At 43.2% G+C, this 14174-nt stretch carries 15 protein-coding genes and 1 riboswitch; of the genes, 3 read left to right on the top strand and 12 right to left on the bottom strand.

Annotated features, from left to right (window positions below):
* Positions 1-103 precede the first annotated feature (103 nt).
* From UQ64_RS05680 to UQ64_RS05655, 7 genes are all read right to left on the bottom strand, one after another.
* Positions 104-814, bottom strand: coding sequence for a hypothetical protein (locus UQ64_RS05680; protein WP_060622532.1), 711 nt, complete (start codon positions 812-814; stop codon positions 104-106).
* Between the two features lie 209 nt (positions 815-1023).
* Positions 1024-1161, bottom strand: a complete 138-nt coding sequence (locus tag UQ64_RS30680; protein WP_156417461.1) for a hypothetical protein — start codon at positions 1159-1161, stop codon at positions 1024-1026.
* A gap of 70 nt (positions 1162-1231) precedes the next feature.
* Positions 1232-1981: an iron-sulfur cluster repair di-iron protein gene (gene ric / locus UQ64_RS05675; RefSeq protein WP_060622531.1), complete on the bottom strand. Its 750-nt coding sequence runs from the start codon at positions 1979-1981 to the stop codon at positions 1232-1234.
* 200 nt (positions 1982-2181) lie between these two features.
* The gene (locus tag UQ64_RS05670) at positions 2182-2913 is read right to left on the bottom strand and encodes a hypothetical protein (protein ID WP_060622530.1); all 732 of its coding nucleotides are present in this window, start codon (positions 2911-2913) and stop codon (positions 2182-2184) included.
* Between the two features lie 250 nt (positions 2914-3163).
* Positions 3164-3481, bottom strand: a complete 318-nt coding sequence (locus UQ64_RS05665) for a winged helix-turn-helix transcriptional regulator (protein WP_042129916.1) — start codon at positions 3479-3481, stop codon at positions 3164-3166.
* Between the two features lie 124 nt (positions 3482-3605).
* Positions 3606-3929, bottom strand: a complete 324-nt coding sequence (locus UQ64_RS05660) for a hypothetical protein (protein WP_060622529.1) — start codon at positions 3927-3929, stop codon at positions 3606-3608.
* 25 nt (positions 3930-3954) lie between these two features.
* Positions 3955-4890 carry a Gfo/Idh/MocA family protein gene (locus UQ64_RS05655; protein WP_060622528.1) on the bottom strand — a complete coding sequence of 312 codons (936 nt, stop codon included), beginning with the start codon at positions 4888-4890 and terminating at the stop codon, positions 3955-3957.
* Between the two features lie 166 nt (positions 4891-5056).
* Here UQ64_RS05655 and UQ64_RS05650 point away from each other — a divergent pair, with 166 nt between their 5' ends.
* On the top strand, positions 5057-5677 hold the full coding sequence (locus tag UQ64_RS05650; protein ID WP_060622527.1) for a TVP38/TMEM64 family protein: 621 nt from the start codon (positions 5057-5059) through the stop codon (positions 5675-5677).
* 99 nt (positions 5678-5776) lie between these two features.
* The gene (msrA, locus tag UQ64_RS05645; RefSeq protein WP_060622526.1) at positions 5777-6763 is read left to right on the top strand and encodes a peptide-methionine (S)-S-oxide reductase MsrA; all 987 of its coding nucleotides are present in this window, start codon (positions 5777-5779) and stop codon (positions 6761-6763) included.
* Positions 6764-6879: 116 nt separating this feature from the next.
* Here msrA and UQ64_RS05640 read toward each other — a convergent pair whose 3' ends face one another.
* Positions 6880-8001, bottom strand: a complete 1122-nt coding sequence (locus tag UQ64_RS05640; RefSeq protein ID WP_060622525.1) for a DUF4349 domain-containing protein — start codon at positions 7999-8001, stop codon at positions 6880-6882.
* 236 nt (positions 8002-8237) lie between these two features.
* Positions 8238-9017 (bottom strand): hypothetical protein, encoded by a 780-nt coding sequence (locus UQ64_RS05635; protein ID WP_060622524.1) that lies wholly within the window; start codon positions 9015-9017, stop codon positions 8238-8240.
* Positions 9018-9383: 366 nt separating this feature from the next.
* Between UQ64_RS05635 and UQ64_RS29885 the strand changes: the two genes are divergently transcribed.
* Entirely contained in the window at positions 9384-9536 is a 153-nt protein-coding gene (locus UQ64_RS29885) for a DUF1540 domain-containing protein (RefSeq protein ID WP_082650999.1), read from the top strand.
* 137 nt (positions 9537-9673) lie between these two features.
* Here the strand turns inward: UQ64_RS29885 and metE are convergent, their stop codons facing one another.
* The 3 genes from metE to UQ64_RS05620 form a co-directional block, all read right to left on the bottom strand.
* On the bottom strand, positions 9674-11995 hold the full coding sequence (gene metE, locus UQ64_RS05630) for a 5-methyltetrahydropteroyltriglutamate--homocysteine S-methyltransferase (RefSeq protein ID WP_060622523.1): 2322 nt from the start codon (positions 11993-11995) through the stop codon (positions 9674-9676).
* Between the two features lie 133 nt (positions 11996-12128).
* Positions 12129-12334: riboswitch (cobalamin riboswitch) on the bottom strand.
* Positions 12335-12625: 291 nt separating this feature from the next.
* The gene (locus UQ64_RS05625) at positions 12626-13486 is read right to left on the bottom strand and encodes an undecaprenyl-diphosphate phosphatase (protein ID WP_060622522.1); all 861 of its coding nucleotides are present in this window, start codon (positions 13484-13486) and stop codon (positions 12626-12628) included.
* Between the two features lie 49 nt (positions 13487-13535).
* The gene (locus UQ64_RS05620) at positions 13536-14159 is read right to left on the bottom strand and encodes a DedA family protein (protein WP_060622521.1); all 624 of its coding nucleotides are present in this window, start codon (positions 14157-14159) and stop codon (positions 13536-13538) included.
* Positions 14160-14174: the final 15 nt, after the last annotated feature.

Raw genomic sequence — 14174 nt, 5'->3', positions numbered from 1 at the left:
TTTCACAGTTTACTACACTGAGAATTTTTAGATATATATTGCATATAAAATAAGCCCGATCAACGATTCTGAACAACCGTTGATCGGGCTTATTGTAGGATTGTTAACGTAAAGTTAATACAATTTCTAAGACATCATGAGGCATAAGCTTCATATCCATACCATTATCGAGCAGTTGCTTTCCGTTCACCTTCAGCTTCCATACTTCATTACTAAGCGGAGTATAATCATTGACTGAAAGCACGTTTCTACTACCATCATCCAACTGCACCATACCGCAGCTCTTTAGCAAATCTCTTACAGTTAAATCCTCTTTAAATAACATAATATATGAATGATGCAAATCCACTTCTACACTTCCGCCGTTCAAAGTCATCATTACAGTTTGAAGTGGTTCTTGATGGTCCTTCGGCTTCGCGGTGAAAACTAACTGTGAATCATATCCTACAGTATTATTCCAATCTGCATTTCCCATAATCAGTCCGTCCATCTGAAGTTCCCAAATCATCCCCGACTCTAGTGAAAAATCCTTTACCGAAAGGATGCTTGAGTTATCCTCAGCAAATGTGGCAATATTACTACCTTTCAGTAGCTCCATAATCGTTATTCCATTTCTATAGCTCCCACTAAGTGACCTGTCCGATGGTTTGACAAGCAGCTCATTATCACCAACCCTTATCGAGATCGTCGGTCCCTCTGATCCTGCCGCACCATTATTAGCATTACTATTACCGTCAGCGTTAGTAGAGCATCCACCTATTATGAATACGACGACTAATCCTAGCATCAACTTCCACAAATATCGTATGGGCATCCTGGCACCGCCTTGTCCCGCCTAATGATCATATAGCATCTCAGGCTTGTAAAGTTATGTATACTATCTTTTTTAAGAATAACTTAAACAAGCCTTGTTCTCAAATAAATAATAACAAGCTTACTTCTCAGTATCTTTAATTATCTCCCCAATGATATTGAATATTGGCAAGAAACTTTGAAAGCTGACCTTTATCCCCCTCTTTCTGCTCATTCGGCGTCATCTCGTAGACCGCGTTTAAGCATCCTTCCCCCAACCTGCCTGCCTGCCTGCCTGCCATCCATCAATCGATCTACCCCAAGTTTTTCACGCTCATTTCTTCTACCTTTTCCGATGGAGTTATCCACATTTCTTTACATTCTATAATTTCCTATAAAAAAAAGCCCCCTAAGGGACTCTTTAGAACTCTATTCGTCTTCACTGATACCTAGGGAACAATATATTATTCTCCAGATGTACATGTTCAAAAGTCATACTCTCCAGCTCTTCCAACCGGGCATATGTCAATCGATAGGTTGTGCAAGCATGCGCTGGTGGAGTGAAGTCATCTGTAATACTACGCATTTTTCTCAAAATGTCGCCCGCACCATCATGCTCACTCTCCAGCTCAGATAATGACTCGCGGAGCGATGACAAGCCTTCTTCACTAGGATTAGCATCATATGTCAACAGCTTAGGAAACTCATCTTCTTCTTCTTTAGCCGTATGCGTAAGCAATTCTTCCTTAAGTGTATTGAACAAGGAATGTAACTCCACCAAATGGGGAGAATCCCCACCATGCACTCGATACACCTTAGTTACATTTTGGCTAATGAGGGGTAGCTCTTCACGAAGATAGCGGTGATGTTTGTTTATGATATGGTCAATTAACTCATCTGAAGGTGCGGTATTCCAAGCGATCTCCTCTTCGGGTACTGGATACTCTTCGAACAGCTTGTTAAGATCACTGATGATTATCTCTTGATCCAGACCACGCTCAGCAGCTGCTTCAGCAAGAGGTTTAGCTCCACCGCAACAGAAATCAATCCGTTTTGCTTTGAAATAATCTGCCGCTTTAGGGAACTGCAATACAATATCCCTCACCAGTGCATCTGGGGTAAACCCAGCCTGTACCGATTGTGCTTGCTTCGAATCCGAAATACTATCATTAAGTTGTTTAGTTTCCATTATAGCTCCTCCTTGGGTTATGGGATCAGGTTTTGAATAAATTTTATCCACCTGTTCACCTTAACCCTGAAAGGAACTTTGACTTGTGATTGTACGCACGGAAAATGTATCTTATTTTTGAACGAAATTGAGGCTTGATGTACGTGAAAAACAAACGTAAAAAAGCACCTTTACCAACAAAGGTGCTTTTTAAACTCACTTTATTGCACACAAGCCTGCATATACGTCCGCTGTCCCTTCGAATCCTTCAAATAAGGTCCCAAACCGGCAAAACGCGAGTGATCCATATAAACACCGGTCATCCATCTGCCTTCCGTCAGGCCGCCATTCCATTTGAGGACAAGATCGGGTGCTGAAATCCATTCCTGAAAGACATGTATATTCTGATCTTTGTATTCTTTACATGGCTTAGACCGCTCAATAAGATGAAAATCATTAAGATAAGTTGGAACGAAATAAGAGGATATCGTATGCAAATCATCATCGTCAAAAAAAGGCTCCTCGCCTAAAAAGGGTTTGAATAATACGATATTCTCGTACATGGACCAAATTAAGGCTTGAAGCACCATACTCTGGCGAATGCCGTTATGAAACTTATATTGTCGCCCATGATTTGCCGCATTTACATTTTGTGGAGATTCCGTGGACTCCAGACAGTGCCGTTCACAGCCAATACATTTCCAGCCGGTCGGACTTTGAATCCATTTTTGAAAAATAGTTCCGCTATCATTGTTTCCTTTGTAGAGTGAAGAGATAATGCTGTAAGGCACGCCAATCCACGCATCCCATAAGGAATCAGGAAGATGGCTATGCAGCATGAACAACGTCTTGTCATAGATGAGCTGAACTTTAATAGAAGCGTTCTCTAGCTCAGCAACATCCTTTTTTCCATACGTTATTTCCCGGGAAAACAGGGTCGTCTTCGTCTTCATCTCCCTCGCCTCCTAATAGTTTTGCTATGCCTGTACTCCAGCTGAGCAGATTTGAGCAAAAACCAATACGCGAGCGCTTCCATTCAAGGACCATACAATGTTTTTCTATTATATTACAATTATTTTTAAACTGTGCAAGTTTTTTTCAAGCATAAAGGATTGGAACAAAACTGTCACTGTCTAATATTTAGAAATTGAAAAACCCTTTCTCCACCAATTCGGAAAAAGGGCCACAACATTACTGTGAATTTTAGTCTACCCAGCTCTCAGCCCAAGACTGAATCTGCTGCATAACAGGCTGCAATGCACGGCCTTTGTCTGTTAATTCGTACTCAATACGTACGGGTGTTTCTGGGTATACATGCCTAACCAGAATACCCTCACCTTCCAAATCCTTCATCCGCTCGGACAGCATCTTATCGCTCATTGAAGGAATGAGACCGGAGATATCTTTAAAACGCTTCGGTCCACTCATCAATGTCTGAATAATAAGTCCATTCCAACGTTTGCCTAAGAAAGAGAAGGCTGTTTCAAATCTGGGACACATCGCAAATTGATGTTCTTCCATTGTTCTCACCTCTCACTAGCGAAACTTACTATTAGTTAGTATATATAATATTAACACATTTTAACCATGATGAACATCGTTTACCAAAAAAAGTTCATCTGACTCTATTATTATATCCCCAATGTCAATCCCCCACAGGTCCTTTAGATCCCCGTTGGGCGATAGCTTCTGTTACGATTTGTGCCAAGTCGTCATTTCCAAATAACGAAAGCACACCCAGAACGGTATCATCAGAAATGTCCCCCGCTTCCTCCGCGGAAACCGTGAGGGCAAGCGCATGACGCAAGGCTTCATTCCCTTCTTGCTGCGGATAGGCCTGCAAATACAGCATGTGTGGATCGAGTCCATGATTGACACACCACTGAGCAAAAACAAGAATCATCATCTCTTCTTCGCGCTTATAGCTTTCGATGATCTGTTCCTCCACTAATTTACGATTATCCTCCATCTATTCTTCTCCTTTCTCGGAGACCTCATTCAGCAAGCTGTGCCGCCAGCATATGACTAGGCAGTACCGCTGAAGCAGCTATGCTGCATTGCTCCGGTGTTTTTATGTTGCTAAGAAAATCGTTCACCACTCCACTAAAACCTCTTCTATCCAGCACAGTATCCCAGCTTCCAAAGCTTTGAATATGCGGCAAGGTATCTTTTTCATAAAGAATGGCCTTGTCCAGATCCACTACTTCCACCGATCTGCCATTTCCATGCAGCTCAAGCTTCTCCAAATCTACACCAGCTTCTCGAACCATGCTGTACATCCCTACAGCGCCATCCTTCCAGCCGAGCATTCCAGATGCCTGTAGCAGACGACCTGCTCCATTAGATTGAAGATGACCACGAAGCAGTTCATAATGATCTCCGCACAACCACAACAGCAAATCAAGCATATGAATCAGATCATCATGCACGGTTTCGCGGCTGGTACCTGTCTGTAGCTTCGTTCGATGTTTGATCGCACTACAATGGCTAAGCCCACCGACTTCCTCAAGCCATTGCTTGGCAGTAACATACATAGGGGCGAAACGGCGATTAAAGCCCACTCCTAGCAAAAGCCCTTTATCTTGTGCTAACTCCGCCATCCTTCTGGACTCTTCAAGATCATAGGAAAGAGGCTTATCTACATATACAGAAATCCCACGTTCGAGACATTTTGTTACTATATCATAATGTGTAGTCGTCGGGCTATGTACAAATACTGCATCCAAATCCCAAGATAACAGCTCATCCAAATTCGTCGTACCTTTAGGAAAACGGTAGGCATCTACGGCCTGCTCCACCGTTGTTGGCGAATGACTGAGAACACCAACTACCTCCGCTTGATTATGCTGAGAGAGCAGTGGCAAATATACTTTGCGGGCGATATTGCCGATTCCTACTATGGCGACTCTTTTACGTTCAGGTGCAATCACTGATCTTTCCCCCTTTCAACACTTCAATAGCTCGTTCTTTATCTCTTTGTTCTCTACAAATGCTATTATACCTGCTTCTCATTCTCTGACAATTGATCTTTACTTCAATATTTACACCTTATCCCGTATGATGAGATGAATGAGTGGAAGAAGGGGCATATTATCTATGAAGAAATGGTTCTCGATTATTCTTTATGTTTCGGGCACAATCCTTGCGTTTATCTACAGGTATGACATCCTAAGCTGGATGAAAGAGGATCATAATCTTTTCAGTTCCATTGGTATTGCAACTTTACTGGCTCTCTTTCCAGTTGTACCTTATAAGGCGGTTATCGGCTTCTTCGGTTATGCTTACGGAAGTTTAGCGGGTGCTTTGATCTGCTGGCTAGCTACAAATCTTGCTGCGGCAATCCTTTTTGGTGTTGTGAAATACTTATTTCAAAGCCAAGCGAGAGCTTATTTAGCCTCCATTCCCGCGCTTGAAAAGTTCACAAAAGGCATAGAACGGCGACCTTTCGCTTCGATTGTCCTAGCACGTCTCGTGCCCATCATTCCCCAAACAGCGGTCAACATCTACGCCGGAGCCGCGGGTCTGCCTTTTTGGAGTTATATTACAGCTTCCGGCATAGGAAAAATACCGGGGATTGCCTTATACGCCTTTCTCGGAGATCATCTGCTAAAGAATCCCGGAAGTGCAATTACAGCCATCATTGTCTATGCCGCTGTTCTAATTATTGCTGGACTAAGCTTGCGTCCTCGCTCTCAAGAAGCGAAGAATAGCCGATAGCGAAAGAACTTATCGGTTACAAACTGGCAGGCAGTTAATATTTGCTTTATAATTAAATTGTGATCTATTTAATTGCATTATGTGAATGGAGGGATATTAATGAGTGAACATCAGACTAACCATATAAATACCAAGACGGAAAAAGCAACCTTTGCAGGCGGATGCTTCTGGTGCATGGTCTCGCCGTTCGAAGAATTGCCAGGTATCATTAGTGTTGTCTCCGGCTATACCGGCGGTCATAAAATGAACCCGACCTATGAAGAGGTTTGTTCTGAAACGACAGGACATGTTGAAGCTGTACAAATTACGTTCAACCCGGATATTTTCCCTTATAGCAAGTTACTTGAGTTGTTCTGGCAGCAAATTGACCCTACCGATGCAGGTGGACAATTCCATGATCGCGGGACTTCTTATGGAACGGCGATCTTTACCCATTCAGAGGAACAAAAAGAACAAGCGGAAGCTTCCAAGGCAGCTCTGCAAGCAAGCGGTCGATTCTCTAGTCAGATCGTAACCCCGATTCTCCCGGCAACTACCTTCTATCCTGCCGAAGAATATCATCAGGGCTACCATCGTAAGAATCCAGGGCACTACAAACGTTACCGTAAAGGTTCCGGCCGAGAGGATTTTATCGAAACTCACTGGACACATAAAGAGGACAAACAAAGTTTGAAAGAACGTCTAACACCTCTTCAATATGAAGTTACTCAGAACAGTGCAACAGAATCTCCTTTCCGGAATGATTTTTGGGATCACCATGGAGAAGGTATTTATGTAGACATTGTATCTGGTGAGCCGTTATTCAGCTCGCAGGATAAATACGATTCCGGTTGCGGCTGGCCAAGCTTTACTCGTCCAATCCAGGACTACGCTGTGAAGGAAAAGACGGATCTCAGCCATTTGATGGTTCGGACAGAAGTGCGCAGCAAAGTAGCGGATTCCCATCTAGGCCATGTCTTTGACGATGGTCCCGGTGAAAACGGCTTACGCTATTGCATAAATTCAGCGGCGCTACGTTTTATTCCGAAAGAGGATTTGGATATGGAAGGATATGGGGAGTATCGCGTACTCTTCCAGCCTGCCTAATTATCAATCTTCTGCACATAAGGAAACGGTTGTCGTCCTTTTAGGATGACAACCGTTTTTTCTTTTAAAATATAAGAAAGTATAAGTTTCACGTTAGGGTATTTATGCTTGTAGGGCTATTCTTTCTTTGAGTCCTTATTTGCTTTTAGATCATCCTCTGAAGCTACCTCCTTAGGCTCTGTTGCCGCAGGGAAGACTTGTTCTCTGTTCAGCTCCTTATTTCGCTGACGAATCCTCTCGGTCTGCTGCTCCCGACGCTCGCGGATATTTTTACGGGAAACTAATACAATAGCTAAAATAATGGCAGCCCCGATAAGTATCGGTAACGCTCCTGCAAGAATAACGACAATCCATTGAAACATAACAGACAACGCATTTAAGCTTCCTTTTAGAGCATCTGAAGCACGTTCCAGTAACGGCCCTTGCTCCTTCTTCTCTTTTACAGCAATGCTTTCATCCGTCTGATACACTCTCAATTCTACCGTAGAGAAGGATACATTCTGATTGATATAACGCATTCTACCTTTAATCTGCTCAATGGTTTCCTGGATCGAACCAAGCTCGTTCGCGAAGGCGACCAGATCAGTGGATTTCGTTGCTTTTTTCATAAACTCTGTATATTGTGCTTCCATTAGCTGCTTTGCCTTCAGACGCGACTCCAGATCAACATACTCTTCAGAGACATCCTGTCCTTGAATGCTGCGCTGTAGAGATTCGTGTTTTACTTTTTCTAGATTATTCAGAAAAGGCGAGAACCCGGAGGCAGGCACCTTAAGGATAAACGTCCCGCCTTGTTCGTACTGCGACATATTTTCATTAAACTCAATAATATATCCATTTGCCATGGTTACTAAATTACGTATTTCAGTCTGTGCTTTTCCATAGTCTTCTACTTCCATGTTAAGATTCGCTTTATAGATTAGCTTCTTGTTCAAGCCCGCTACTACATCGCTACCAGTAAATCCTGCACTTGCTTGACCTGTATTTTCTGATGTGGAGCCCTTTACAGCCAAGTTCTCGTTGCCACCCGCTTCTATCTCAGGCGCTGCCGCGGTACTCTTATCCGCAGATGAGGCTATCGAGTTTTGCGATTGTACCTCTGCTGCAGCATTGTTACTCGTACTACCATTTCCTTTTGCCGAACTATCTGCCGCTGAATTCCTATCCTCTGAGCCACAACCCGCCAAGACTACCGCAAGAATTAATAAACATAAGTAATGCAGACCCCATTTGCGCATTCTCATTCCTCCAAAAATGTAATAGATACCGCTTGCACGAATCATAATATCGTTACGGAATGTCTTGTTCTAAGCAGATCTCTTCCGTCACTCTTTACTAAGACGTTCCAAAACTTGGAAGGTTGCACTGAAAAATGGAATTGTGAACAGTTTCTTTTGAATTATGCTCTCTAAATAGTAAAAGAGCCACATTTCTGCGACTCTTTTGGATTAAACTATTATATTTTATGACAAAACTAACCTGGGTTAGATGCACTTTGTTTAATCACATAAACGCCATCTGGTAACGAACCGCTTAATAATCTCGCCATGTAAATATCAACATCATAACTAGTAGTGCCTACAAGAACTGAAGAACCCTGAACATTGGCATAGGTCTTCTCCGTAATCACACCAAATGAGTTATTCATAATCGGCGTGTATTCCATCCAAGCATAATTGTAAGGATTCACTGATGCAGTTGTCGTGTTACTGCCACCATAAGTATTAGACCATGATGAGCCACCAGTAATACCAGCACTTACAGCTGTTTGTTTTGCGGTTACACCAAAGCTTGTATTCGCAATGTAGCCTTGAGATACCGAATAGCTAATATTTAACAACGAATTTACAGAAGCACTGTTATATACAGACTGAGAGATTTTTCTAGTCAAACCACTTCTAGTGACATATGAGACATAACCATTTTGTTGATAGGAGTAAATCGTTGTCTGGTAAGCATCTCTAGGTGCAATAACAGAGACGTTTTCAAAGGAAGAGTCCGTTGTGAACAGGGGGACACTTGGCAACAGTCCCTCTTTAGCAGCTTCTAAAGCTTGACCTTGCGCAAGAATCTCATTGTACTCTTCTATTGAAATTTCTGACAATCCTGTAGCTGAGGCTTTATAGACTTTTATGATTTCGGATTCACTATTTTGAGGAGCTGGGTCATTATGTACACCTTCTGCACCTGCATAAATAGGTAAGCACAAGATGAGCATTAAGGCAAAAGGGAATAGTAAACACTTTTTCAACATCTTCATCCTCCAATATTTCAGATTAGGCTCGGCCGATCCTATCGAAAATATTACCAGATATTTTTTGTAATAATATAGATATTTAGGATTATTTTCTATTTTTAGCTATAGAAGTAAGAGATGTCTTTTGTGTTTTTTTATACTTATTTGTATAACTTTGTCGTATTTCTTTTATCGGAAACCCCATTTGCTTACACGCGCTTTATTTGGTACAATTACCACGTCTAACCACGTAGAAAATACTAATAGCCCTCCATTCATAATGAAAGAGGGCGCGGCACGGTTCTGTTCGGACAAGCTCCACCTTGTTGAACAGAGAAGTTTTTTAATATGCTGTCTATTACTAAAAAGGGGAGGTGAACCCTCATGGCAAAAGACGTAATTTGCGAAGTTAACTCCTGCACCCACTGGGCAGAAGAGAACAAATGCAGTGCTGATTCTATCTTTGTAGCTTTTCACAGCTCCCAAGAACCTACACGTTCAGAAGAAACAGACTGCAAGACTTTCGAAAGCAAATAAGGTGATGATTTAAAGGGACCCTCCACGGTTCCTTCTTTTCTTTTCTCATTCTATCAAGAATGAGAATTATTATCAAGTGCTGAAATAAAAAGCCAGGGAGAAATTCCCCGGCTTCGATTTATTGTATACCTCTTATGCTATTTGGTGGCACTAACTCCTGCGTTTTCTCTTGCAATAGCGGCAGCCTTTACCATGTTACGAAGTGCGTCTTCCGTCTCCTGCCAGCCACGTGTCTTAAGACCGCAATCCGGATTAATCCAGAACTGTTCTGGATCCAGCACCCGCAGCGCACGCTCAATATTAGCTGTCATCTCTTCTACTGCAGGAACCCGTGGACTATGGATATCATATACACCAAGACCGATTCCTTTATCATACTCCTGCTCCTCAAAGCTAACGATCAGTTCCCCATGGCTACGTGAAGTCTCTATAGAGATAACATCCGCATCCATCGCTGAAATGGAGTCTATCATGTCATTAAATTCGCTATAGCACATGTGGGTATGAATTTGTGTCGTAGCCTTCACATGATTCGTCGCGATACGGAACGACTTCACCGCCCAATTCAAGTATGCCTCATGATCTTCCGCCTTCAAAGGAAGTCCTTCACGGATAGCCGGTTCATCTACTTGAATCATCTCTATGCCTGCATCTTCCAAAGCTTTAACTTCATGACGGAGCGCTAAGGCAATTTGATTCGCTACTGCTTCCCGGCTAAGATCATCACGTACGAAAGACCAATTGAGAATCGTAACAGGACCCGTCAACATGCCTTTAACAGGAAGGGAAGTTAACGACTGAGCATAGACGCTTTCTTTTACAGTCATAGGCTGGGTAAAAGCTATATCTGCATAAATAACCGGTGGCTTAACGCAGCGTGATCCGTAGGATTGAACCCAGCCATTACTTGTAAATAAGTAACCATCCAGCTTCTCCCCGAAAAATTCCACCATATCCGTTCTTTCGAACTCACCATGCACGAGTACATCCAGACCCAGCTTTTCTTGGAAGGTGATTGCATCTTCAATCTGCTCACGAACGAACCCGTCGTAACGCTCTTGATTCCATACGCCTTTACGCCATTTCAACCTTGCTTGACGCACTTCTACGGTCTGTGGAAAGCTTCCGATCGTTGTCGTTGGCAGAAGTGGCAGCTGCCATTTCTCCTGCTGCACCTGCAGGCGCTCAGCAAAAGGTAGGCTACGTTGGTCTGGTAAATCTGCAAGTCCGAGAACTTGCTCGGCCACATCCTTACGACCGCGTTCAGGAAGTGCCCGGAAGGCAGTAAGGGCTTCGCGACTGGCTGTCAGTGCAGCAGCAGCTTCTCCTGTCCCCTCTATGGCTGCAGCAAGCAGGCCAAGCTCTCTCAGCTTCTCATCTGCAAAGGCTAAAGCAGCCTTGACGGTTGCCTTCAGCTTCACCTCACCCTGAACAGTAACCGGAACATGCAGCAAACTGCAAGAAGGCTGTAGAATAAGACGATCAAGCGGTACATGTACACTCAGCTTCTCGATTAGCTGCAGCTTAGCATCCAGATCCGAGCGCCAGATGTTGCGTCCGTCAATAATACCCGCTCCCAGCCACTTATCCTCCGGCCAGCCAAGACGTTCAATCGATGCCAGATTCGTTCCGCCATCATGGACAAAATCAAGACCTAAACCTTGTACCGGAAGTTTGAGCAGTGCCTCCAGCGGTTCAGCAGCTTCAAAGTAAGTCTGCAGAATAATATTTAATCCAGGCACAGATCCAGCAATTTCTGTGTATATCGTGTTAAGCAATGATAATTCTGATTCATTTATTCCTGTAACAATCGCTGGTTCATCAATTTGTACCCAGCTTACTCCTTCTTGCTTCAGTTCCTGCAACAGCTGAACGTAAACTGGAAGAAACCGAGCGGCAATCTTCGCAATATCCGCAGATGCAAAACCTTTTGACAGCTTAAGGAAGGTATAAAGGCCTAAAATCACAGGTTTACCCTCAATTCCCGCTTGGGACTTGGCAAAACGATAAGCCTCCAGTGGTTTATTCTCGGTCAGACGCGGTGTTTGTGCACCGATCTCTGGAACGATGTAATGATAGTTCGTGTTGAACCATTTAGTCATCTCGCAAGCGGTAGCCTCATCATTTCCTCTAGCCATCGCAAAATAAAGATCAAGCCCTATATCGCCGCCATCATACGCATAACGTGGAGGTACGATCCCGAACATTACAGCCGTATCTAGCACATGATCGTAGAATGTAAAATCATTTACCGGAATTAAATCAATTCCTGCCTCCTGCTGAGTCTTCAAATGCTGAAGCTGAATTCCTGCCATTTCAGTACGGAACTCTTCCTCATTTGTTTTTCCCGCCCAGAAGGCTTCCAACGTTTTCTTCCACTCGCGTTTTTTTCCGATTCTTGGATAGCCAAGATTGCTTACTTTTACTTTGTTCGTCACTTTGCAGCTCTCCTTCTCCATCTTCTTATTTTGGACTCGATATCACTTGTATTCCTATAAAAAAGAGCGCCCTTCCCTAAAAAAGTCAAAGGGAAAGACGCCCATAATATACCTATGGTTAACGTCTAACACCTTCCTATCCTCCGTAGGTGAAGCAGTGCTGTTGAAACAGGCAGGTCTCCTGGCTAGCGGTGTCAGCATCCTTAGCAGTCTTCCCAGCAGTAGTAAATTGCCAGTGACATATATTGCTTAGGACTCTTCCGTTACAGTGGCGGGACCGCATCGGCTTCATACCGAATTTCCCTATTAAGCCTACCGAATTACTAATTCCCGGCAAGCACCTGTCTCCGATATTGTCAAGCTGAAACGCCTTCGGTGTCCTTATACAGACGGTAAGCGTTTATGCGAGAATGATAAGAAAGGATTTCGTGATACTTATACTTTCTTATCATTCACAAGCTAAAACGCCTTCGGCGTCCTTTTAAGGACGGTAAGCGTTTATGCGAGAATTATAAGGATAAAGTGAAACTTTTACTTTATCCTTATAATTAATAAAGTGAGTGTCTTAATCTGATGTCATCATACGTGAAAGCCCCCGTCATCTGCAATAGATTACGGGGGCTTCTGTTATATCGATTCCTTATAACGGATTTAGAAAAACACGAAATATACTACAGCTGCAAGTATTATCCGGTATATAGCAAATGGTAAAAGCTTAATCCGGTTGATCAACTTCAGGAAGAAACGCATCGATAATAGCGCAAACACGAAGGCACTGATAAAGCCTGCGATGAAGAACGGCAGGGCATCTATGGTGAAATATTGCCAGTTCTTCATCAGTGAGAGAAGACTGGCCCCTGCCATGATTGGAACAGCCATAATAAATGTGAAATCAGCAGCAGCGCGATGACTCATACCAAGAAGGACACCACCAGATATCGTCGACCCGGAACGTGAAAATCCCGGCCACAGCGAAAAGCATTGGACTAGACCAACACCTAGCGCCTGCTTATATGTAATCTGATCGACACTCTCCGTTTGGATCTTCTTTGGTCCAAATAGGTCCGCAATAATCATTAATACAGCACCAACTACTAGACCGATTAACACGGTGGATGTAGAGAATAAATGCTCGTCAATATAATCATTAAACAGAACGCCCAGCACACCTGCTGGCACTAAACCTACAAGCACCTGTGTAAGCTTAAGGTGGCCGCCTTTTTCAAGCTGTGGTTGTTGCTCGGTTACAGGATCCGACTGCTTGCGGCTGAAGCGCTTTAAGCCCAACAATTCAATGAACCTATTTCTAAAAATAACTACAACTGCTAATATTGACCCCAGCTGTATAACCACTTTGAACGTATTGGCCGTATATTGCCCAAATAACTCTGTCGATTTTAACCACATATCATCAACAATAATCATATGACCTGTGGAGGATACCGGAGCAAATTCAGTCAATCCTTCAACAATTCCCAAAATAATAGCTTTAATAATCGTTAATAGCTCCATTTGTTCTCCTCCTTTTAATCATAACTTTTATCTATAAGTCCTTCTCGGCTCAACCTTCGGTGGTCATTTTCCGGCTGCGCTTGCGGAAGAACAGATACCCAAGGATCACTACTCCGCCTGCAAGAAGTACGTACACTATGTTGGAGTACATATCCATATACATGGCGATGTCTTCCCATGACTCACCCAATGCTGCACCAATAAGCACAAGCAGTAGATTCCATCCCAGCGTACCAATCGTTGTGAAGATCATAAACACTCCAAATTTCATGCCCGACATCCCTGCAGGGATCGAAATCAAACTACGCACTAAAGGAACCATCCGACAAAATAATACGGTCCAATAGCCATATTTGTCAAACCAAGCGTCAGCCTTATGGATGTCTTTTTTGCTGATTCGGAGCAGGCCGCCCCAGCGTTCAACGATCTTTTCCAAGCGATTTACATCCAACAAACGACCGATATAATAGAGAATCACTGCACCCAGCAATGAGCCAAGCGTAGCAGCAATGATTACACCAGGAATGGTCAAATTCGTTGTGGTTGTCATGAATCCGCCAAAAGGAAGGATCACTTCGGAAGGAATCGGTGGAAATATATTTTCAAAAGCGAGCATCAGGAAAATACCAAAGTAACCAAACTGCTCCATAAAATCTGTAATCCATGCTTGCATTTCGTAACCCCCATT

The sequence above is a fragment of the Paenibacillus etheri genome (assembly GCF_001012825.1).
In the GTDB taxonomy this organism is placed as follows: Bacteria; Bacillota; Bacilli; order Paenibacillales; family Paenibacillaceae; genus Paenibacillus_AQ; species Paenibacillus_AQ etheri.
The sequence above is the reverse complement of the archived record's forward strand: the minus strand, read 5'-3'. Positions and strand labels throughout refer to the sequence as shown.

Excerpts from the sequence above, each read along its gene's own strand:
- ric (WP_060622531.1), bottom strand. The coding sequence starts at position 1,981 with ATGGAAACTAAACAACTTAATGATAGTATTTCGGATTCGAAGCAAGCA.
- UQ64_RS05620 (WP_060622521.1), bottom strand. The coding sequence starts at position 14,159 with ATGCAAGCATGGATTACAGATTTTATGGAGCAGTTTGGTTACTTTGGT.
- UQ64_RS05650 (WP_060622527.1), top strand. The coding sequence starts at position 5,057 with ATGAAGAAATGGTTCTCGATTATTCTTTATGTTTCGGGCACAATCCTT.
- UQ64_RS05625 (WP_060622522.1), bottom strand. The coding sequence starts at position 13,486 with ATGGAGCTATTAACGATTATTAAAGCTATTATTTTGGGAATTGTTGAA.
- UQ64_RS05660 (WP_060622529.1), bottom strand. The coding sequence starts at position 3,929 with ATGGAGGATAATCGTAAATTAGTGGAGGAACAGATCATCGAAAGCTAT.
- UQ64_RS05665 (WP_042129916.1), bottom strand. The coding sequence starts at position 3,481 with ATGGAAGAACATCAATTTGCGATGTGTCCCAGATTTGAAACAGCCTTC.
- UQ64_RS05640 (WP_060622525.1), bottom strand. The coding sequence starts at position 8,001 with ATGCGCAAATGGGGTCTGCATTACTTATGTTTATTAATTCTTGCGGTA.
- UQ64_RS05635 (WP_060622524.1), bottom strand. The coding sequence starts at position 9,017 with ATGTTGAAAAAGTGTTTACTATTCCCTTTTGCCTTAATGCTCATCTTG.
- UQ64_RS05670 (WP_060622530.1), bottom strand. The coding sequence starts at position 2,913 with ATGAAGACGAAGACGACCCTGTTTTCCCGGGAAATAACGTATGGAAAA.
- msrA (WP_060622526.1), top strand. The coding sequence starts at position 5,777 with ATGAGTGAACATCAGACTAACCATATAAATACCAAGACGGAAAAAGCA.
- UQ64_RS29885 (WP_082650999.1), top strand. The coding sequence starts at position 9,384 with ATGGCAAAAGACGTAATTTGCGAAGTTAACTCCTGCACCCACTGGGCA.
- UQ64_RS05680 (WP_060622532.1), bottom strand. The coding sequence starts at position 814 with ATGCCCATACGATATTTGTGGAAGTTGATGCTAGGATTAGTCGTCGTA.
- metE (WP_060622523.1), bottom strand. The coding sequence starts at position 11,995 with ATGGAGAAGGAGAGCTGCAAAGTGACGAACAAAGTAAAAGTAAGCAAT.